17 protein-coding genes are annotated in these 21618 nt (G+C 39.6%); 11 read left to right on the forward strand and 6 right to left on the reverse strand.

What is annotated here, in order from left to right:
- The first annotated feature begins 41 nt into the window (after positions 1–41).
- Positions 42–2549: a zinc-dependent metalloprotease gene (locus tag I6E72_RS13410; RefSeq protein WP_197112618.1), complete on the forward strand. Its 2508-nt coding sequence runs from the start codon at positions 42–44 to the stop codon at positions 2547–2549.
- 69 nt (positions 2550–2618) lie between these two features.
- On the opposite strand, the gene I6E72_RS13415 is transcribed toward I6E72_RS13410, so the two are convergent.
- Positions 2619–3407 carry a PhzF family phenazine biosynthesis protein gene (locus tag I6E72_RS13415; RefSeq protein WP_024589622.1) on the reverse strand — a complete coding sequence of 263 codons (789 nt, stop codon included), beginning with the start codon at positions 3405–3407 and terminating at the stop codon, positions 2619–2621.
- Between the two features lie 72 nt (positions 3408–3479).
- Positions 3480–4094: a PQ-loop repeat-containing protein gene (locus I6E72_RS13420; RefSeq protein WP_024589621.1), complete on the reverse strand. Its 615-nt coding sequence runs from the start codon at positions 4092–4094 to the stop codon at positions 3480–3482.
- 290 nt (positions 4095–4384) lie between these two features.
- Between I6E72_RS13420 and I6E72_RS13425 the strand changes: the two genes are divergently transcribed.
- Positions 4385–5518 carry a PepSY-associated TM helix domain-containing protein gene (locus I6E72_RS13425; protein ID WP_024589620.1) on the forward strand — a complete coding sequence of 378 codons (1134 nt, stop codon included), beginning with the start codon at positions 4385–4387 and terminating at the stop codon, positions 5516–5518.
- A 49-nt stretch (positions 5519–5567) separates the two neighbouring features.
- The gene (locus tag I6E72_RS13430; protein WP_197112620.1) at positions 5568–6728 is read left to right on the forward strand and encodes a tetratricopeptide repeat protein; all 1161 of its coding nucleotides are present in this window, start codon (positions 5568–5570) and stop codon (positions 6726–6728) included.
- Positions 6729–6744: 16 nt separating this feature from the next.
- Here the strand turns inward: I6E72_RS13430 and I6E72_RS13435 are convergent, their stop codons facing one another.
- The 4 genes from I6E72_RS13435 to I6E72_RS13450 all read right to left on the reverse strand — a co-directional run bounded on the left by I6E72_RS13435 (position 6745) and on the right by I6E72_RS13450 (position 12642).
- Positions 6745–9561 carry a TolB family protein gene (locus tag I6E72_RS13435; protein ID WP_197112622.1) on the reverse strand — a complete coding sequence of 939 codons (2817 nt, stop codon included), beginning with the start codon at positions 9559–9561 and terminating at the stop codon, positions 6745–6747.
- 122 nt (positions 9562–9683) lie between these two features.
- Positions 9684–11231, reverse strand: a complete 1548-nt coding sequence (locus tag I6E72_RS13440; protein WP_197112624.1) for a PH domain-containing protein — start codon at positions 11229–11231, stop codon at positions 9684–9686.
- Positions 11224–11757: a PH domain-containing protein gene (locus I6E72_RS13445; RefSeq protein WP_024589616.1), complete on the reverse strand. Its 534-nt coding sequence runs from the start codon at positions 11755–11757 to the stop codon at positions 11224–11226. Before I6E72_RS13445 ends, I6E72_RS13440 begins: the two co-directional genes overlap by 8 nt.
- Before the next feature lie 36 nt (positions 11758–11793).
- The gene (locus I6E72_RS13450; RefSeq protein ID WP_197112626.1) at positions 11794–12642 is read right to left on the reverse strand and encodes a D-hexose-6-phosphate mutarotase; all 849 of its coding nucleotides are present in this window, start codon (positions 12640–12642) and stop codon (positions 11794–11796) included.
- A gap of 427 nt (positions 12643–13069) precedes the next feature.
- On the opposite strand from I6E72_RS13450, the gene I6E72_RS13455 reads away from it, so the two are divergent.
- From I6E72_RS13455 to I6E72_RS13490, 8 genes are all read left to right on the forward strand, one after another.
- On the forward strand, positions 13070–13552 hold the full coding sequence (locus I6E72_RS13455; protein WP_024589614.1) for a MarR family winged helix-turn-helix transcriptional regulator: 483 nt from the start codon (positions 13070–13072) through the stop codon (positions 13550–13552).
- 99 nt (positions 13553–13651) lie between these two features.
- On the forward strand, positions 13652–14977 hold the full coding sequence (locus tag I6E72_RS13460; protein WP_101217651.1) for a hypothetical protein: 1326 nt from the start codon (positions 13652–13654) through the stop codon (positions 14975–14977).
- Positions 14978–15105: 128 nt separating this feature from the next.
- A complete protein-coding gene (locus I6E72_RS13465) occupies positions 15106–15501 on the forward strand; it encodes a YbaN family protein (RefSeq protein ID WP_101217650.1) in 396 nt (131 codons plus the stop codon).
- Between the two features lie 122 nt (positions 15502–15623).
- Positions 15624–16256 (forward strand): PepSY-associated TM helix domain-containing protein, encoded by a 633-nt coding sequence (locus I6E72_RS13470; protein ID WP_024607261.1) that lies wholly within the window; start codon positions 15624–15626, stop codon positions 16254–16256.
- Positions 16256–16765, forward strand: coding sequence for a DUF2271 domain-containing protein (locus I6E72_RS13475; RefSeq protein WP_197112628.1), 510 nt, complete (start codon positions 16256–16258; stop codon positions 16763–16765). The genes I6E72_RS13470 and I6E72_RS13475 overlap by 1 nt, the downstream gene beginning before the upstream one ends.
- Before the next feature lie 34 nt (positions 16766–16799).
- A complete protein-coding gene (locus tag I6E72_RS13480; RefSeq protein ID WP_197112630.1) occupies positions 16800–17645 on the forward strand; it encodes a DUF4198 domain-containing protein in 846 nt (281 codons plus the stop codon).
- A 268-nt stretch (positions 17646–17913) separates the two neighbouring features.
- Positions 17914–20445 (forward strand): TonB-dependent receptor plug domain-containing protein, encoded by a 2532-nt coding sequence (locus I6E72_RS13485; protein WP_197112632.1) that lies wholly within the window; start codon positions 17914–17916, stop codon positions 20443–20445.
- A 204-nt stretch (positions 20446–20649) separates the two neighbouring features.
- Complete coding sequence (locus I6E72_RS13490; RefSeq protein WP_197112634.1) at positions 20650–21543, forward strand: hypothetical protein; 894 nt, start codon at positions 20650–20652, stop codon at positions 21541–21543.
- The last annotated feature ends 75 nt before the right edge of the window (positions 21544–21618 follow it).

The raw sequence follows: 21618 nt of genomic DNA on the forward strand, positions 1-21618 counted from the left end.
CGTACAGTCCAATTAAATTAACAAATATTAAAAGTCTCAAAATGAAATTAACGACCATCACCCTTGCGCTTAGCTTAGCGTTTGGCAGCCATGCATTTGCAGCCGATAAAAAAGACGAAAAAGAGCCAAAAACACTTAGCGAAATGATCAAAGGACAAACCGAATTTGCCGGTATATTTAGCCTTTATCAAGATGAAAAAACCGGTAAGCACCTTATGGTGATTAACGAGTCCCAACTTAATACGCCGTTTGTATATTTTGCGCACACTGTCGATGGCGTTACAGATGCAGGCCATTATCGTGGTTCGTACCGTGAAACTAAGTTAATTGAATTTAGAAAATACTTTGATCGTATCGATATCATTAGCAAAACACCTCGCTATAAATTTGACGAAAACAGTGCAATTTCAAAAGCGAGTGATGCCAATATTAGTGAAGCGGTACTTGCGAGCATTAAAATAGAAAAAGAAGAAGACGGTAAAATAGCATTCAACGTAAATAAGTTATTTTTAAGCGAAGCACTTCATAAAGTATCACCTACGCCAAATCCAGCTGATAAAAACGCTAAAAAGCGCTTTAAAGTAGGCAAGTTAGACGATAAAAAATCACGCATTATTAAACAGCGTCCATACCCTAATAATTTAGACGTGGTTGTTGATTACGTATTTACTAACCCAAGCCCAACGGTACGTGGCTCAAATGCAGTAAGCGACCCACGTAGCGTATCTGTAAAAGTTCAGCACTCGTTTGTTGCTCTACCTAGCAATAACTACGCACCACGTATGGACGATGCGCGCATTGGTTATTTTACAAATCAATTTGATCAAATGACATCTACCGATTGGGCACCTTATGAAGATGTTATAAAACGTTGGGATCTACAAAAGAAAGATCCTAGTGCAGCACTTTCAGAGCCAGTAAAACCAATTACTTGGTGGATAGAAAACACCACACCTATCCAATGGCGCGATACTATTCGTGACGCTGTTTTAACGTGGAATACTTCTTTTGAAAAAGCCGGTTTTAAAAATGCCTTAGAGGTAAAAGTACAACCTGATGATGCAGACTGGGATGCGGGCGATATTAATTACAACGTACTGCGTTGGACTTCGTCACCTAAGCCTCCATTTGGCGGATACGGTCCAGCACTTGCTAACCCATTAACAGGCGAAATACTGGGCTCAGACATTATGCTTGAGTTTGTATTTATGAAAAACCGTTGGATTTACGACACACTTTTCACTCAAGGAACAATGAGCCACGGTGAAACAACAAATACCGGTGAGCTAAATTGCTCACTAGGGCATGAGATTCAACAAAATCTAATGCTTGCCAAAGGTCTTGCTAGCGGCGACAAAATTGAAGATAAAGAAATGCTTCGCCAAGGTCTAACGCAATTGGTACTTCACGAAGTTGGCCATACTTTAGGTCTTAACCACAATATGAAATCATCTATTTTGTGGGATGAAAAAGAAGTACACGACAAAAACAAAACCCAAGGCATAGTAACCGGTTCTGTTATGGATTATGCACCGGCTAACATTGCCCCAATTGGTATGCAGCAAGGTGATATTTTTCAAACAAAACCAGGTCCTTACGATGATTGGGCAATTAACTACGGCTACAGCGTAGCACTTGCAGATGAAGCTGCTGAGCAAGCTAGACTTGAAAAAATACTTGCTCGCTCAAGTGAACATGCCCTTGCCTTTGGTAACGATGCAGACGATATGCGCGCACCAGGTCGCCATATCGATCCACGTGTAATGATTGGTGATTTGTCGTCAAACCCTGCTGCCTATGGCGCAGATCGTATGGCGCTAATTAATAAACTATTTACTGAGCTAAAAGATAAAGCAACAGTTAAAGGCGAGTCTTACCAACAGCTTGTTACCTCTGCTAATAGCTTGTTTGGTCAGTACCGAGCTCAAGCGGGTGTTGTTTCTCGCCAGATTGGTGGTGTGTACGTTGAGCGTGCTGTAGTGGGTGATGCAAACGCAGATAAACCATTTACACCGGTATCTCTTGAGCGTCAAACACAAGCGATGGATATACTCGCAAAGTTTGTATTTGCACCAGACGTACTACAAAACATGCAACCTCTATATAGCTACTTGCAACTGCAACGTCGTGGCTTTAATCACTTTGGTAAAAATGAAGACCCTAAAGCACACAAAATGATTTTAGGTATGCAAAAATCTGTACTTGCGCAGCTATTACACCCAGCCGTATTACTGCGTATTTCTGATACTGCTTTGTACGGCAATGAATATAGCCTAACTCAGTTTATGCAAGATTTAACCGCTAATATTTTTGTGAAAAGCAAAGACACAAATTCTATTAGTCACAACTTACAAATTGAGTATGTTAATCAGCTAATCGCAATTGCAGGTCTTGGCAAAGCAAGTAAATACGATAACTTAGCTAAAACAGCTGCGTTATATCAGCTAACTCAAATAGCCGATACCAGTGTTGCTTGGGGTGCAGATACTGCGACTAAAGCGCATAAAAAATATATTGATCGCTTAATTGCAAAAGCGCTAGAAGCGTAAAATATCTCTGCTAATTGAGTAAACCAAGGCCACGTTTAACGTGGCCTTTTTTATAACTTAATTCACAGATCAAATATAAATAGTGCCTTTTAAATACCTTACAGCATGCCCCGTTAAGGTGACGGTTGTATCACCCACTTCACATAGTAAATGCCCGCCTCTGCTTGAAGCCTGATAAGCGCTTAACGTAGTTTTACCCAATTGCTGCGCCCAGTAAGGTGCTAAGCCAGTATGAATAGAGCCTGTTACATAATCTTCGTCGCCACCGCTTGCAGGCCAAAAATAACGAGATATAAAATCATATTCAGCACTTGGAGCAGTGGCCACTACATCAAGTGGATAAAGTGTTTTTAAAAGCTCTGAGCTAGTCTTTAATTCAAGTATTTGATCGGCGTTTTCATAAATAACAAAATAGGCTTGGCGATTTTTAAGCACTTTACTCGGTTGTATAGACAGGCCGTCAAGTAGTTGCTGAGGCACATTTTGCACTTCAACCGGTGCTTGTTTTGGAAAGGTCATTGCAAAGCTACCATCAGCGTTTTTATTAACGATTAGCTCGCCCACCGCATCAGCAATAAAGCGAATTTGCGATATGTTATGCTCTTCACATAAAACATAGGCAGCCGCAAGTGTGGCGTGACCACAAAAATCGATTTCCATTAACGGCGAAAACCAACGAATAGCAAAACTGCCATCGTCTTGCAGGCAAGTAAAAGCAGTTTCAGATACGTTATTCTCAGCGCCAATCTTTAGCATTAAATCGTCACTTAACCACGATTCTAGTGGGATCACTGCCGCATAGTTACCTTTAAATAACTCATTCGTAAACGCATCAATTTGATGAATAGCTAATTGCATTGTTTAAACTTTGTAATGATTAGTAGCTTAAAACTGCCATACCTAAACTAAATTAGCACTTTTATTTTGGCTTTAAGCCATTACAGGCCGCATTCTATAATATTGCATACAACCAAATTGCACAGCATTGGTAAGCAACAGCATAATAAACATAAGTAAGTGCGCCGTGCTTGGAGCCGCTGTTGTAAGCTCAACAACTAAGCCGCAAATACCAGCAATAAACTGCAAGCTAAAGTAGCGCGCGCTTAAATTACTCACATTACCCGTACGCAATGTTTTATAAGTTTGCGGCATAACACGTACCGAACTCATCACAAGGCCAACATACGTTAAAGCGCTTAATACCGTTGCAGTATCAAGGCTTGAATTTAAAAGCAGTGAAAAAGGCAGTAACGAAAAACCTAGCATAGTAACCAGCTGTACACGTTCTCGTTTAGCTGCGTTATAACGTGCAAAAAAATATAAAATAAGCCCGCTTAACGCACCGGTTACAATAAATGGTAACGCAATATAAAAACGCTCAAAATAAATATTGTAGGTTATAAAATAAAGGCTTTGTGCTAACCCAAACGTCATCATCAATAGTGATAAACCTGAGACACTACGATTTTTTCGAATTTTGTTTAGTAATGGTAAAAAACTAAAAACCAGAATAAATGAAGACAATATAGGCAAATAATGCGCCAAAGCAACCTCGCTCGTTACATAAATGTTAATTAAAAGCAGAAATAAAAACATTTAATAAACATTTGTTTTAAAAGGCTTTTACTATGAGCGCGGCATTGTAGAGCCGCGTAAATTTAACTCAACTAAATAAGATATTCTTGTTTTAGGTACTGGCAAGCTAGGTATACAAAAACCGTAGAATTAAGTTCACGGTTTACCGGTTTAATAGAAAGCCTCACCGCTAAACTATTAAATAAAAATGATAGTTGTTATCATGCGCAAGTCATTAGCTGCTGTATATAAAACTACCTATGAGAAAAACTCTTTTTAAAATTCACAGTTGGATCGCTCTAATAGCTATCATTCCATTGATTGTTATTAGTATTACAGGGAGCGTATTAGTTTTTAAAAGTGAAATAGATGGCTTACTTATGCCAAGCAGCCACTTTGTTGTAAATGCACTGCCAGAGCGCATGCCAATCGACACGTTAATTGCCAAAACAGAGCATGCTTACCCTGAATATGTAGTAGGTAGTTGGGAAATATTTAACGATGATACAGCTGATCGGGTTTACTTAGTCAAACGCGGCACAGAGCAATGGTATAAGTTTCATTTAAACCAGTATACGGGTGACATTTTGTCTGAACCTGTTGGTACCAGCCATTATTTTACCGATTGGTTTTTAGAACTACATTACACTTTTTTACTGAACGACTTTAAAAACCTGCCAGGGCAAACAGGCACTGTACTAGGCTTCTTTTTTGCTCTGTTTTTATTGGTATTAGGTATTACTGGGCTTATTATTTATCGTAAATTTTGGCAGCGTCTATTTAGTGTGCGCTGGCGTGCAACACTGCAAATTGTACTTAGCGACATTCATAAAATGACGGGGGTTATAGGATCTCCCATCATTATTATTTTAGCTATCACAGGTGGCTACTTTAACTGGGCGGTGTGGTATCACGAAGTTATTGAACACGCAGAGGAAGAGCACTTTGTACTAACCAAAAACCTACACAGTAGCGATATTTCATTTCAACACATACTCAATGACAGTAAAAAACAAATACCCACTTTTAACGGCACGTTTTTAGTTATGCCACTCGAGCCTGACGAAAACATTACCTTATTCGGCGAAGTCGATACCGCCAACCCACTTGCTAGTGAGTATGCCAATACTGTTAGCTATAACAAGCTAACAGGCGAGCACATAGCTAACTGGGATATTCGCGAAGTAGGCGTTGGCTGGCAGGTAATTGATAGTTTTAGAAAGCTTCATTTTGGCTACTTTGCAGGGCTAATAAGTAAAATACTGTGGTGCGTAATTGGTTTAAGCCCAGTGTGGCTAGCAGGTACTGGTTTTTACTTATGGTTTACTCGCCGAAAACGTAAAAAACAATCACAAAAAAACCGCTTAAGTAAACGCAGTACAGCAAGTGCTTGATTAAAAACCCACCACATTGTAATGTAAAATTTAACAATGGAGTGGGTTTATGATGTTTTATAAAATAGCAGTCTGTATTACTTTTTTATATTTAGTTGGATGTAACACAACCAAGGTTCAGCAAGTAGAACAACAAATAGAGCTTGAACAACTATTAAACCATTCTTTGTTTAATAAACTCGACACTCCTTCTGAGTACAGTATTTTCGAGCTGCCAAATGCTGAAAAAGAAAAATTTTTAGCCTATGCCGAAAAACAAAAACAGTCTGAAATCCGTCATGACCGCATTATTTACAACTACCTCGAAAGCAACTTAGCTAACTTTAAATACCACGGCGATACACTTACTTCAGCCCAAGCCTTAAAACTTTCGCAAGGCAACTGTATTAGCTTAGCTGTTTTAACACAAAGCTATGCACAAACTCTCGGACTAGAAACGAGCTTTCAAGAAGTAACAAGTCAGCCTGTATACGCAAAAGAAAATAATGTTGTTTATGTAGCAAGCCACTTTAGAACAAGAGTATACGCCCCAAAAGTAGAGAAAAAAGATGATAATATTGTTGAATTTTTCAGAGCGGGCACCTTAATCGACTACTTTCCTACCCGTCGCAGTTTTTATTCAAGCAGTGCAGATTATAACGATTTAGTTTCGAAGTTTTACAGTAATTTAGCTGCAACAGCGCTAGCAGACAAACAGCTGGATATTGCTTACTCGCTTATTTTACAAGCAAACAAATACACTCCCAATGATCCTGAATTATTTAATCTAGCGGGCATTTTGCATCGTCGGGCTGGTGATTTACAAAGCGCTAAAAACATCTATCAAACAGCACTTAGTAATAATGAAATAAGCATTAATTTAATCAGCAACTATCAGCTTTTAGCTAAAAAATTAGGCGACAAAGAGCTTGTTAAAGAGCTCACTTCACAATTAGTTAATAAAGAAAAAGACCCATACGAATTACTAGTAATCGCTAAAAACGACTTACAAGCTGGCCACGCTCATCAGGCTAAAGCACACCTTGAGCAAGCTATTACTAAAGCGCCTTACATTGCTGAGCTATACTTGGAACTCGCAAAAGTTCGCTATCAACAAGGTAATATTAAACAAACACAAACCTTACTTGAGAAAGCAATTGAACTAGAACGTGATAATCAAAAACTCGATGTATATCAAGCTAAGTTACTATCCTTGCAGATGGATAAGTAACTTAGCCAATTGATATTTATAACGAATAATAAAAGCTCAGCCAAGCACGCATTTCATCATCAAAGCTACTGCCCTCAACCCGCGACACACCCATATTAAATGTTAAATCATTTACGCCTGCAGGCCCCATTCCAAAACTAAAATCACCTTGGTATTTTAAACCGTAACTTTGTGCATATACGGTGCCGTCGAGTTGATGTTGCTTATAATAAAGCCACGGCATGCCTTCTTTAAAGCTAAAGCCGCCACCGTAGCCTTGATAGCGCTTTGCAGTTGCGCTGTAAAAAGGCAGCTCCGATGAAAGTACATATTCACTATTTTGCTGCTGATTAATAAGATTTGAGCTAAAGCCACCTAATGCAAGGCTGCCATCATCACGCTGCTTTTGATCAAAGTTTGCATAAAGAGAAATACCAAACGCTTTACCAAAAATTTTGGCGGCTAAATCGTAACCTTGCCAATTATTATTTTTGGTGCTGCCATCGTACCAACTCGCATAAAGGCTCTGGCCTATCACAAAGTCTTGACGATCATATTGCCAATTTTGAGCAACGCCTAAACGCGTCCAATTTTTATGGCTTTGCTTATAATCAGTGTAATTGTAGGCAAGCTCTGGCGTTAAACTTAGCTGCCCTAATTTAACAGGGTAATTTATTGCAGCAAAACCACCACGGGCATCCATGTCTGCATTTAGGCTTTGCTGATACTGGCGCGATGTATTTAAATTATAGTCAAACAATACTAGTTTCAGTTTTACATCAAGCGCATTATATTTTGCCTGCACATAACCACCGTGCAATGCCCCATCGTGTAAATCAGTGCTATACCCCGCCTGTAAGTCGAGCTGCTTTAATAAGTCGCTACTTTTAATGCTTAAATCTAACAAACTGGTAGAAGCCGAATAATACTGCGTTCCTAGTGCAAAGGTAGCGTGCTGGTCGAGTACGTTGTAATTTGTTTGCTCTGTAGTTTCGTGCTTATATATTTTAGCTTTTGGAAGTGTATGTTCGTTTACTATTAGCAGCGGTGCTTTTTTGTTAGCTGCAAACTCAGTAACTACAGTGCTTTTTATAGCTTTTGGCAGTGTTTTTACATTTGGCCCATCTGCAGTTATCGAAAAATAGAGTAACGAGCCATCGGCCATTTCAATTGGGTGGGCAACTGCCTCTTGCCCTTGGGTTAACTTGGTGAGTGTTTTACTCTCTATGTTGTAGTTATAAATATCGGTGGCGCTATTTAAACCTGCAACAAAGTAAATTGACTCGCCATTAAGACTAAAGCTCGGCTGACTTAAATATTGATACCCGTTTGGCATAGGTACTAATTGCTGCTGATTGCCGCCTACACCTTGTATATACAATTGCCAGTTTTCATTTAATGATGTTGATAAATAAACTAATTTAGTTTCGTCAGGACTGAGAATTGGGTAATCGTAAGTTGTCTCAAGGCTTTTTGTAAATAATGGTGTGATGGTTTGCGTATTGAGATCAACCTTTACTAATTCAGAGTAGCCATCTCTTATTTGCTCGCCATACAAGGTTTCACCGTTACTGGTTACGCTAAATCGTCGTATACCAGCAAGTTCGGTAAGCTGTTTAATATTTCCAGTGTCAGTGTTATAGCTAAATATGTCAGACACTTTGTTATAAATACCCGACTCTTCATTGCTGTACGCATTGAAATACAACGTTGTGCTATTTACCCATTGAGGATTTGCAATACCGGCTCGGTTAATTTGATTAAGCACTTGTTTTTGTTCGCGCTTAAATACACTTGGCGCTGTATCGGGAATGTCTTGTGCATCGTTTTCGAGTAGCTCTTTTTGCGCTTTAGTAAACTCTTCTTGCGCTTTAATGTTGTCATCAGTGCTATAAATTATAAGCTTGGTATTACTCTCTTTATCTCGCTCAACAATCGCAATTTTACTACCATCTTTTGAAAGTACTGGGTTACTTGCATATAAGTTAAGCTCAAGCCAAAGCTCACTATTAAGTAACGACTCCCCTTGCTCTATTTGCATTGCTTTATAGGTATATTCAGCTATAAATCGGCGATATAACTTGGCTGCACTTTGCCCAAACACACCGCTAAATGCCTCATCAAAATTCCGCGTTTTTACGCCTTGCATTCGCGTCCAAACACTATCGAGTGTTTGTTCTGAATAGTTTTTCTCTAACCAATTTAAAAAGCGACTACCCATTAAATACGCCATTGAGCCGCCCATAAAGCCCTGCTCGCCATTTAACTGCCCATAGGTTGGCAGTGCGCCCTGTTGAGCAAATTCTCGCAGTGTTGACTCTGAGTAGTTATCAAACAAACGTCCACGACCCGTCATTTTAGACTCAATCAATGTGGCATAACCTTCGGCTACCCAGCGCGGCGTATCACTGTAGGTTAAGTCGTATAAATCCCATATACCACGTACTTTCTGCTGCCAGTGATTGCGTGTAGGCTGTGCTAAGTGCACTAAGTGAATATATTCATGCAACACAAGCAACTGCTGCCAGCCAGAGCTGTTTGATATAACTGTGTCGGATTGTGGTGGGGTTGTAAAAAGTGCCATTACAGGGTTACTTGAGGTGGGTAGCGCAAAGCCGTTTGCTGCATTTAGGGGATCAAACACCACTACATCAACTGTTTTATCAAGTGCTCTGTTTTGCTGCCCAAGCACTTTGGTGCGTACTATTTCAAGCTCTGTTGCAGTTGATTTAGCAAAATCAGCATGCTCAACACTGTAGTGAATATTAAAATGTTCAGTATGAATAGTTTGCCAATCGGCTGCAAAGCTTGGTGCTGCTAGTAATAAAGCTGATGCGATAAGTGTTTTTTTCATGAGCGTCCCTAAAAGAATTCCTTAATACCATCTAGGGTATTATTAAATGTCTTTCATGGGCAGTAAGAAAGTGTAATAAAGCATGTGCAAATGTGTATTTACACATGTTTTATCAGGGGAGTTTACATCCAGCTGCGAGTATCTGACTCAATCTGCTTAATTGTAAAATCAATAATAAAGTCAGCATCTTGCTGCTTTATGTAGGGCATAAATGCAAACCCTGAAGCAAGTTGTATATACAGGCTTTTTAAGCCTGATTTTCTCATTAAGTACGTACTTATACTGCGTGCACTTTGCGCTTTATAAAGCTCAAAAACACGGTAATGAACGCCAATCATACCTTTGCGTACAACCATGTAAAATCGGCCATTATCCTCATGCATGTAATAACCATAACGCTGATACGATAAAGTTACCAAGCCAGAAAACACCACCAAAACACCAAGGCTTATCAAAGTATTAATATCAGCAATAAAACAAAAGCCAAACACGAGTGCACTCGGTAGCAATGAATAAAAGCCTAAATTTTTATACAAAAGCGCTCGTTCTGCGCGCTTAAAAGCGAGCTCTTTACTATTAAACCACGGGTAAATCCATTGGCATACACTATCAACTTGTTCGCTATTTAATACAGGTAATACTAAGGTTTGTTTATTTTTTTTAGCCGCAACACCGGCTGCTATTCCGCCGCTACTTGCTTGCAAGCACTCAACGGTAAATCGCTTTAGCAATCGCCCCATTAGGTTTTGCTTAATAACAATAGATTGCACTTTATCCATGCTCATAGAAAGCTGATGGCGCTCTAACAAGCCAGCAATACGTTTAAACTTTTGACCTTTAAAATAAAGCTCAAAGTTATAAAAACGAATAAGCGACATAGTCACCGATAGCATTACAGCCACCAAAACTAGCAAAACAATTAAGGTGATCATCGCAAAGGTAGCAGCACTTGCCAGCATACCAAGCTCTTGTTGATAAAAGCCTTCTACTTTCGCAATAATTTGCTTCTCTAAAAAATCAACAATTAGGTTTATAAAAGGGGCAAAAGCAGCGATTGCTAAAATGGCCATATTCGACATTAAACCAAATTTGGCTATTTCTTTATTGCTAATGCTTAGGCTGTTTTCGATAGTGTCTGTTTCGCTTTGTTCAGTATTTTGTATTTCTTGCTGTTGCTGCGCTTTAAAATCAAATATTTGTTTACGCATTTGCTGTGCGTAATCTTTAGTGACGCCAGGTAAAACAACTTCTTGCGACACACTGCCAGCTGCATCAAAAATACAATTAACTAAGTTTACAGGGGTAAAATAAAATGGCTCGGCAATATTAACGTTTTGCACACGGCTAAATTTAAGCGTAAGTCGCTCTTTTTTAAATACACCTTTGTTAAGCAATATTTCGTTGTCGCTACTAATACAAAACTTAAAATTTAAATAATATAAAAATGAGTAAATAAGCAACGAAATTAGCGCAATCCCACCTGCAACCTGCGCCCAAAACAACTTATTTTCTACTTGAGTAACAAACACGACAAGCATAGGCAGTAAGTTTAAAAGGCCATCTTTTACAAAGCGCACACTAAAGTGCACAACAAAGTATAAAAGCGCCCAGGCCGATACTTTCTGCCAGTAAATAGGGCTCGCTTTATCTTCGATAGTTGTATTACTCATCGACTAAAGCTGCCTGAGTAGTTGCGTCGTCTTGGCGGTAGTTTTGTACAAATTGGCGCATATTTTTACAATCGTCATGGGTTAGCCCACTAATTTGTAAATCGGCACTTACACCACCAGCGCTAAATAATTTAATACTCGCAAGGCTAAGTTTTCGCTCTATTGGCCCTTGGTGTATTTCCATATGCTGTACACGCGCTAAAGGTAATACCGTCACTTGTTGCCAAATAACGCCTTTTTTAAAAGCAATGTCATGATTTCGCACTGCAAAACCTCGCAACCTCACACTTATCATGTTGTACAGCATAGATACGGCCACCAAAATAGGCATACCAATTAGCAAATACGTTTGCGCATTATTAGCAAAGGCTTCATTAAAATAACAAACAGCAATAAGCGCTCCAATTAGCGGTATATAAAACAGAAGCGAGCTAAGCTGTGTATGTAATAAGGCTTTATCAGCCAATGGCTTAAAGCTAATATCACTATGCTTTGGTAAATCCATTATTTGTTGATTGTTAAACACTATTTGTCCCTATTCCTGCTTTTAATTATGGCTAGCTTACCAACTAATGGTGGTTATTAAGGTGTGGCTTTGTTTTGGCTCAAGCGTTACTTTATCTGTCAGTACATTAGCAGCCTCTAAGCAGAGCATTGTTTTATACTCATCGTTAGCAAAGTTAGATAAGCGTTTTGATTTTTCTATCCATGGGTTCCACAGTACACACGAACTTGAGTTTTCGCGGCTCACATTAATAACACCTTCTGGCGTATTAATGGTTTGCATTGTATTTGCTTGTGTATAAACCATGTCGGTTTCGCGATTAAAGCTTACAACATCGTTTTGTACAAATGGCCCTTCGCTAAACTCAATATATTGGGCGCCTTGCAAACCATTTACATGGGTATTTGTAATGTCTGATGTAGGAAAATAGGTATGCAGCGCTTGGGTAAAGCTAAATGGCGCACTCCCTAAGTTAGTGGTCGTTAAGCTAACCTGTAATTTATCGCTTAATACAAACTCAACTTTTAATGCTGACTGATATGGCCAATACGTTGTATTAACAAGCTTCATGGGTAGCTTTAAACTAACTGTAATTTTCTCATCAGATTCGTGTACTTCATCAGCTTGCCACACGCTTGTGCGCGCAAAACCATGGGCAGGCCACCCATCATTAGCGTGTGTACCAAACCACGGCCAACAAATAGGAATACCACCTCGAATACTTGCCCCTTCTTGATAGGTTTCGTCTTGTGATACCCATATAAGTGGCTTGTTATTTTTAGGGATAAACTCGGTAATTTGCCCACCTTGCAAAAATATTTTTGCATCGCACTTTGAGCTAGCTATTTTAATAAACTCAAGACCGGTTTCGCTTTGCTCAATGCTAACTGATGGCGATAATTTCATACCTTCCCCTATAATACTGATACTAAAGATTTTTAATATTTGTGCAGAAACAATAATGCATGCTTAAAGTATACGCTATTGATATTAAATATTGATTGCTGAATTTGTTCATTGCCGATTAATACATATACAGTAAACTCACAAACAATTACTTTGTACTAACAGCTGTAAATGAATAATACTAAAGTCTATACAATAAGACTTGCCAATTATTCACAACATACGTACTGTGCGCAACTTAATGCACACAAGATGCTAAGAAAATTTACTATAATTTAAACAATATAATTTTACATTAGTTACTGCTCTAACTATTAAAAACCAATAAAAGCGGCCTAATGTGCAATATATTGTTTGAATTCAATTTATTTGATGTGTAACATTTCGCGATTACGGCAAACTACCGCCCCATCGATGAGATAAGCAAATGCAAAAATATGACGAGTTATTGGTTTCTTTACGTAAAGTGATCCGCGCGATTGACTTACATTCTAAGCAGCTAAATAAAACTTCAGGTTTAACTGGGCCACAACTGCTTATAATGCAAGAAGTTGAAAAAACCGATGGAATAACGGCGAGCCGTATAGCTCAGAACGTAAATTTAAGCCCGGCAACGGTCACCAATATTCTCGACAGAATTGAAAGCAGAGATTTAGTAACACGCGTACGCAGTCAAATGGATAAACGCAGAGTGAGCTTATACCTCACCGAAAAAGGAAAAGAGTTACTTGATAAAGCACCTCAGCCATTGCAACAACACTTTATTGAAAAGTTTTCTGCGCTTGCTGAGTGGGAACAGAGCCTTTTACTCTCATCAATGCAGCGTGTAGCCGCGATGATGGATGCAGATAAATTAGATGCATCGCCCCTTCTAGAAGTTGGTGCACTTACTCAAGCTCCTAAAGAATAAACAATAAAAAAAATACATAGTTTTGTACTTACTCTAAACGTAAGGCGTTTTTTGACGTCTTGAATTTTTTATTTTTTAATCACAAGCAGAGCGGCTATTATGACTAAACTCTCAAAATTAACACTAGCACTAGTTCTAGGTGGTGTTACAAGCACTTCTTATGCGTCTGATGATCTAGACACACTACAAAGCCAACTTAAACAGCTAAAGCAACAAATGCAATTGCTTGAAAATAAGTTAGCTGATGAAAAAACAAAACAGCAACAAATTAATAAGCAACACGAACAACAAGTTGCAAACATCAGTAAAAAATCTGATCAAAAAGTAGTTGAAGTTGCCGCAGCTGAACCTGAGAAAAAAGATGAAGGTATTAAAGTTGGTGGAGCAATACGCTTTAATTACAGCACCAACACATACGATGAAGATACCCAAGATCGCGGTGGCGATTTTGATTTTGATATTTTCCGTATAAATGTATCTGGTGAAATTAACGATATTTCACTTAACGGTGAAGTACGTTTTTACGATTATATGACCGTTGTTAAATACGCTTACTTAGGTTACGAGTTTGCAGATGGCTGGGAAGGACAAGCAGGTATTGCACCTGTGCCTTTTGGTAATGGCCCATACAACTCGCACAGCTACTTTTTCAGTACTAACTATTACGTAGGCCTAGAAGACGACTATGATTTAGGTGTAGTAGTAAAGCGTAAACTTAAAGATAACTGGAAACTAGACCTAGGCTTTTTCAAAAATGATGAGCTAGGTGGCATAGACGGTGGCTCTTCAGATATTAACCATCGTTACTCTTACGACATTATTGGTAGTCGTTCAGCAGAGGAAGGTACATACGATGCACCAGGCTCTCGCATAGGCGAATACAATACGTTTGCCGGGCGTGCAACATATCAAATTGAACACAGCAAAAATATAACTACCGATGTGGGTGTATCACTATTAAGTGGTGGCTTACATGACGGTAACGATCGTGCTGGTAACTACGGCGCATGGGCATTTCATGTTGATAGCACAATTAACAACTGGAATATCCAATTTCAACACGGTGAATACGACTACGACCTAGACGACAGCAGCGACAGCTTTGTTGTTGGTGCGTATGCTTATTACGACACTGTATCTAGCGAAGCAACTATGACTAACTTTAACGTTGCTTATAATTACTCGCTTGATTGGGGCCCAGTTACCGACATTCAATTTTACAACGATTACGGCATTATTTATGACAAGTCTGACGATAGTGCAGATACATGGATGAACGTAACGGGTATGAGTGTTGCTGCAGGTGGTTTCTTTAGTTACTTCGACTTTATTCAAGCACGTAACCAGCCATTTATTGGCGGAACAATTATTGGTGATGGCGATACAGAACGTCGCTTCAACATAAATATTGGTTACTACTTCTAAACTGTTAACCGCATTTATTTTTTAAAAGGGCAAACTTAGTTTGCCCTTTTTTATTGATTTTAAGCTTCGAATTAATAGCTATTTAGCCTACAATTAGAGATACCATAACACGCCTAAAAAGAGCCTAAGTGAATATAAAAGCAGTGTTTATTTGTTATAAAAACTTATGGTTTAAAGCGCTTGGCTTAATACTTGTAGCCTTGGGTATTATTGGCATTGTGTTACCGGTCATGCCTACCACTATATTTTTTATTTTAGCGCTCACCTGCTTTACTCACTCATCACCCGCGCTTGAACAATGGCTGTTAAACCACCCTCGTTACGGTGTAACTTTGCAGCAATGGCAAGCCCACAAAGTAGTGCCTGTTAAAGCCAAATGCTACGCCGCCATTGGCATGTTAATTGGATTTATATTTTTACTGTATTCAGCCGCCCCTATTTGGGTTATTTATCTCGTTGCAATAATAGAAGTATCGGTAATGATTTACCTTATTTTAAGACCCTCTAGCCCCCCTAAGCATTAAATATTCATTTTTTACCTGCATACACCTTTGTTTTAAAGTTTTATGTAAAGATAAGTAAGTAAATTTGTAATAGCTAATGCAAATCATTATCATGTTGTAAATTTGATTTATTAACTGTTTTTATGTCATTTATTAATAAGCGGGCTTTGTATAGTACAAGCCGCGCTCTACATATTTATATTTCTACAGCTCTGTTTTTTTTGCTTATTTTATTTTGCGTTAGCGGCATTGTGCTTAATCACGTTGATTGGCTTAAAAACGATAAAAATAACGGTCAAGTAAATGCAACAATTCCAGTAGAGCTAGTTACTAAAGCAAATGAACAGCTAAATACGCTGCCAACGCTTTACCCAGAAATAGAAGCTTACTTAGCTGAGCAATATGCACTTACAAAAGTAAAAAGCATTGAGTGGGAAAAAGAAGACGCGCTAGTAATGCTCGACTACCCACTGCCTGCAGGATTTGCCTACGCAGAGCTCGACTTTACAACTGGCGAGCTAAATCTTGATTACCAAACAGGTGGCTTTTTAAGCCTTATTGGCGACTTACATAAAGGCCGCCACAGCGGTGAAGTATGGAGTTGGGTAATTGATATATCTGCCGTACTAATGATTTTATTTGCCATCACCGGCATGATTATTTTGTTTCAAAATAGAAAAAAACGCTTAGCAGGAATATGGATAACCTTACTAGGAGTCGCAACTCCAATGGTTATTTATTTATGTTGGGTTCCACAAATAAAAGGAGTGTCTTAATGGTTAAATTTAAATTATTTATAAGCGCCGCATTACTGCTCGTAGCTGCGTTTTTTCAAACAACAGCGCATGCACAAACACCACAGCTAGAGGTTGAATTAACGCTTCCCGACTTAGAAGCACAACCGTATCACCGTCCATACGTTGCAGTTTGGCTTGAAACACCAGAGCGCAAACACGTTACAACGCTTGCACTTTGGGTGCAAAAAGCAGAATGGTTTAAAGACTTACGCCAATGGTGGCGTAAAGCCGGTAAAAGTGACGCCAACTTTGACGGCATTAGCGGCGCAACAAAGCGCGCGGGTACTTACACTATAAATTGGCAAGGTAACGATTTAGACGGTAACCCAGTAAAACCAGGTAAATACTTACTAAATATTGAAGTTGTACGCGAAGAAGGCGGCAGAGATTACACCCGCGTTGAGCTCGATTTAACCAAATCAGGCAAGCTGACAATTGATGGTAAAAACGAGTTTTCACAAAGTTTCGTCACTGTAAGCACTAAGTAACTGCTACTTAATTATTTGAATTTAAGGAAATACAATGAAAATTAATTTATTAAAAACTGCATTAATCGGCGCATTGAGCTTATCTGCTTTAGTGTCAACTTCAGCAAATGCACACGGACGTTGGTTACTACCTTCGCATACATCTTTATCAGGCGATAAAGCGCATTACGTAATGATTGACGCAAGTATTTCAAACGAAATTTTTGCACCTGACAAAGCCTTTAAACCTAAAGAAAAAGGCGCCGAGTACGACGACACATTATTAATGGCACTTGCGCCTAATGGTGAGCCAGTATCTGAAACGATCCGTGCTTACTACTTAAAACGTAAAAGCTCAGCTGCGGTAAGCTTAACAGAGCAAGGCACTTACCACATTGCAATGACCCAAAAGCCAATGTACATGACCTTCTATAAAAACGAAGAAGGTAAGCGCAAGCGTGTATTTGGTAAGAAAACAGACGCCGAGTTACCTAGCAATGCAAAAGATGTAACTACAACGAAGGTTGTTTCAACAGTAGATACATTTGTAAGCCGAAATGGCACCACAAAGCCAGCACAGTTAGGTTTAGGCTTAGAGCTTAGTGGCCCAACGCATCCAAACGATTTATTTGTAGGTGAGCAAGCACGTTTTCAATTACTACAAGATGGTAAATCTGCTGGTGAAGGCATTGAAGTAAGCATTTTAAAAGGCGACACACGCTACCGTAACAACCGTGGCGAAGTAAAAGTAACGACCGATAAAGAAGGTATGTTTACAATTACATGGAAAGAGCCAGGCCTATACCTAATCGAAACTTCTAACAAGGTTACCGTAAATGAAGAAGGCGTAGATGCAGGACGTTATGCATTATTTACAACGCTTGAAGTTGCCCCTGAATAATTTAAATCACTAAATTTAAAAAATTGAAAGGCCAAGCATTTGCTTGGCCTTTTTACGTCTTACTAACTTTTATCTAAAATTCCCTTGAATTCGCAACCATTCGACACAAGATTGCAACTACAACGATCCAAACGCCTATATCGCGCGTAAACAGTGACCTTATATGTTAACAACTTAGAATATCTTAGATAGTTTTTATCTTTGCACTAGGGTAGTCGCTTCTATATGATGCGCTCCTTTTCGACTAGCAGCTCTTGGGGAACAATTAATGACTTTTAAGCGTTTATCTGCAAATAAACTAGCACTTAGCTTGGCCGTTACCACTGCACTTAGCACACCTTACTCTATGGCCGTTGCCGCAGAGCAAGATAATCAAGCAGAAAAGAATATCGAAGTAATTTCGGTTACCGGTACTCGCAGAAGCTTACGCAGTATTGCCGAAAGTACGGTACCCGTAGATATTATTACCAGCGGTGATATGCAAAGTACGGGTCAGCTAGAAATAAGCCAAATACTAGCAAACCAAGTACCTAGCTTTAACTACCCAAGTGCCACTATGGGTGATGGTACTGACCATGCAAAACCAGCTGTTTTACGTGGATTAGCACCCGATCACACATTAGTACTTATAAACGGTAAACGCCGCCATGCCGGTGCGCTATTAAACTTAGCCGGTGTTGTTGGCCGAGGCTCTACAGCTGTTGATTTGAACATGATTCCAACCTCTGCAATTAAGCGTGTTGAAGTACTACGTGATGGCGCAGCCGCACAGTACGGTTCTGATGCAATTGCTGGGGTAATTAACATTGTACTTAAAGATGCCTCAGAAGGCGGTAGCGTAAGCGTAACGTACGGTAAATACGATACTCAAATGGCTGGTGTATCTCAACTAGAAAGCACCTATGCAGATGCAAACGGCGACTTAGCCTTTAATACCGGTGGCGACAGAGAAGTAAACGACGGTGCAACACGCACTGTTAGCGCAAACTCTGGTTTTGCGTTATCTGATAACGGTTTTGTAAACGTATCCATTGAGTACCGCGATAACGACTCAACTCAGCGCTCAGGTTTTGACCCTCGCGAACAATACAGCCGCCTTGATGATGGCAGCCTAGACCCACGCGAATTTACTATCGATCGTTACAACCACCGCTTTGGTAAAGCAGACCTTGAAGATTACGCGTTGTTTTACAACATGGGTTACGATTTAGATAACGGCTTAAACCTTTATTCATTTGGTAGCTACTCAAAGCGTGAAGGTAATTCAGGTGGTTTTTACCGCCGAGCAAAAGACAGCCGTAACGTTTTAGAAGTGTACCCAGATGGCTTTTTACCGCAAATTGAAACAGACGTACAAGATTACTCATTTGCATTGGGCTTACAAGGCGAAACTAACGACTGGACATGGGATGTAAGTACCAACTACGGCCGTAACGACTTTGGTTTCGGTGTTGTAAATAGTATTAATACATCACTAGGTGCCGACAGCCCAACCGAATTTGACAACGGTGCATTGGTTTACGATCAGTTTTTAGTAAACGCAACAGCCAATACCACTCTCGATTTAGGCTTACCTGATGACGTATTTTTTACCGTAGGTACTGAATATCGCCACGAAAGCTACAAAATAGAAGAAGGCGAAGAAGCGTCTTACATCACCGCACTTGATAGCGATGGTAACCCAATTGCAGCCGGTGGCGCGCAAGTACTTGCTGGTTTTGGACCAGAAAGTGCGACTGACGAAAGCCGTCATAACATCGCTTTATTTGTTGAGTTTGATACCTACTTAACAGAAAAATGGAACGTCGTTTTAGCGGGTCGTTATGAAGATTACAGCGACTTTGGTGACACATTTACTTCTAAGCTTGCTTCGCGTTACAGCATTACTGAAAACCTATCGCTGCGCGGTGCAATTAGCACAGGTTTCCGTGCACCATCTTTAGCGCAAAGCTCGTACCGCCAAATATCAACAGTACTTGAAAACAACCAACCATTTGAAGTGGGTTTATTCCCGACCGATTCAGCCGCAGCGCAAGCACTTGGTGCTCAGCCGTTAGATGCTGAAGAGTCAGTAAACGTTACAGCGGGCTTTATGTACACGCAAGGCAGCTTTAGCTTAACGGTTGATGCATACCGTATTGATATTGATGACCGTATTGTATTGTCTGAAAACCTAGAAGGCGATGCAGTTGTTGAAATACTACAAAATGCAGGTGAGCTAAATACCGAAAGCGTACGTTACTTTACCAACGCTATCGACTCACGCACGCAAGGTGTAGATATAGTTGCCACTTATAACCTAGATTTAGACAACTTAGGTGATTTACGCCTAAACGTAGCAGCTAACTTTAACGACACCGAAGTAACGCACGTAAACGACAACCCAGCACAGCTAAACTCACTAGGTGACGACTACGTAGTGTTTGCACGTCGTGAAGTAGGTCGCTTTGAAGAAGGCACGCCAGATAGCAAATGGAACCTATCAGCAGTGTGGAACTTTAACGAATGGCAAACTACCCTGCGTGCTACACGTTATGGTGAAGTCGCTGATATTTCAACTACAGCTGACCGCGATGAATACCTAGACCCTAAGTGGATCACCGACCTAGAAGTGGCATACCGTCCAGACGAATATTGGAAGTTTGCCGTTGGTGCAAACAACTTGTTCGATCAGTACCCACAAGCCACAGTGGATAACATTGGTTACTCTGACTTTGGCCAAATATTCCCGTACACACCGTATGCGCCTTACGGATTAGACGGACGTTTCTTATACGGTAATATTACTTACAGCTTTTAATTAGTTCCCTAATAAAAGCAGAGCAATTATAAAAGGATGCATCGCGCATCCTTTTATATTAATAATTAGTTATTTTAACCACTTATTAGTATTTCAACTTTCATAAAAAACCACCACCCCATATAAAACAACAGCTTACATTTCGGCCTCATTTTTGCTCTATATTGTTTATATAAATACAAACAAAAATACAAAGGACTAAACATGAGCTCATCAACACAATTAAGCATTGCAAAACCACTTTCGCTTATTGGCGGCATTTTATTATTAAGTGGTTGTGTGTTTCACATATCGCCAAGTGTGGCTTCTGTAAAACAAACCAAGCAACTTACATTACCTAGCAACAATCTTGAGTATTTAAATGTATTAAGCGGCGCAGGTAGCCTTGAAATAAAAGGCTCAGAGACTGCCACCAGCATTAGTGTTGATGCCACTATTTACACAGCCGACATTGAAGACGAATACGAGCTAACGCTCGAGCAAGACGGTAAACAGGCAAAGCTTGTTGCCCAAAATAAAAGCCGTAATGGTATTAGCTTTTACAGTGGTCAATCTCCAAGTATTAATTTAGTGGTTACTGTGCCAAGTAATCTAAATTTAGATATTGATGATGGCTCTGGCGACATTTTTATAAATGCTATGCAAAGCAATATTAATGTAAAAGACGGCTCGGGGGACTTAACTATAAGCGGTGCTAAAAACCTAACTGTTGACGATGGCTCAGGTGAAGTAAACTTTGAAAACATCGCAGGTAATTTAGAATTAACCGACGGCTCTGGCAGTATTCATATAAACAACGTAAGTGGCAATGCAACTATTGACGATGGTTCTGGCGAAATGCACGTGAGCAACATAACCGGTTCGCTAAACGTTGAAGATGGATCGGGTGATATAGTAATAAGCCATATTAGCGGTGCTGTTAATGTTGATGATAACTCTGGCGACCTGCTTATTGAGCATATTGGTTCAAGCGTAACAATTGAAGACGGTTCGGGTGATATTCGCGTTAATCATGCAAAGGGGCTGACTATTACTGAGTCGGGCTCGGGCGATGTAAGTATCGATAATATTAGCGGTTCAGTAAAAGTAGCTGACTAACAGTATGAGCTAAAAATAACGTATTTTCAGCCACATGAATTATTGTATTTTATAAGAACCTAAGTCATTCTATTT

The sequence above is a fragment of the Pseudoalteromonas sp. NSLLW24 genome (assembly GCF_015864725.1).
GTDB classification, from domain to species: Bacteria; Pseudomonadota; Gammaproteobacteria; order Enterobacterales; family Alteromonadaceae; genus Pseudoalteromonas; species Pseudoalteromonas arctica.

What these genes read in the sequence shown, in the direction of transcription:
- I6E72_RS13410 (WP_197112618.1), top strand. Translation starts at nt 42, where the DNA reads ATGAAATTAACGACCATCACCCTTGCGCTTAGCTTAGCGTTTGGCAGC.
- I6E72_RS13415 (WP_024589622.1), bottom strand. Translation starts at nt 3,407, where the DNA reads ATGCAATTAGCTATTCATCAAATTGATGCGTTTACGAATGAGTTATTT.
- I6E72_RS13425 (WP_024589620.1), top strand. Translation starts at nt 4,385, where the DNA reads ATGAGAAAAACTCTTTTTAAAATTCACAGTTGGATCGCTCTAATAGCT.
- I6E72_RS13430 (WP_197112620.1), top strand. Translation starts at nt 5,568, where the DNA reads ATGATGTTTTATAAAATAGCAGTCTGTATTACTTTTTTATATTTAGTT.
- I6E72_RS13435 (WP_197112622.1), bottom strand. Translation starts at nt 9,561, where the DNA reads ATGAAAAAAACACTTATCGCATCAGCTTTATTACTAGCAGCACCAAGC.
- I6E72_RS13440 (WP_197112624.1), bottom strand. Translation starts at nt 11,231, where the DNA reads ATGAGTAATACAACTATCGAAGATAAAGCGAGCCCTATTTACTGGCAG.
- I6E72_RS13450 (WP_197112626.1), bottom strand. Translation starts at nt 12,642, where the DNA reads ATGAAATTATCGCCATCAGTTAGCATTGAGCAAAGCGAAACCGGTCTT.
- I6E72_RS13455 (WP_024589614.1), top strand. Translation starts at nt 13,070, where the DNA reads ATGCAAAAATATGACGAGTTATTGGTTTCTTTACGTAAAGTGATCCGC.
- I6E72_RS13460 (WP_101217651.1), top strand. Translation starts at nt 13,652, where the DNA reads ATGACTAAACTCTCAAAATTAACACTAGCACTAGTTCTAGGTGGTGTT.
- I6E72_RS13470 (WP_024607261.1), top strand. Translation starts at nt 15,624, where the DNA reads ATGTCATTTATTAATAAGCGGGCTTTGTATAGTACAAGCCGCGCTCTA.
- I6E72_RS13475 (WP_197112628.1), top strand. Translation starts at nt 16,256, where the DNA reads ATGGTTAAATTTAAATTATTTATAAGCGCCGCATTACTGCTCGTAGCT.
- I6E72_RS13480 (WP_197112630.1), top strand. Translation starts at nt 16,800, where the DNA reads ATGAAAATTAATTTATTAAAAACTGCATTAATCGGCGCATTGAGCTTA.
- I6E72_RS13485 (WP_197112632.1), top strand. Translation starts at nt 17,914, where the DNA reads ATGACTTTTAAGCGTTTATCTGCAAATAAACTAGCACTTAGCTTGGCC.
- I6E72_RS13490 (WP_197112634.1), top strand. Translation starts at nt 20,650, where the DNA reads ATGAGCTCATCAACACAATTAAGCATTGCAAAACCACTTTCGCTTATT.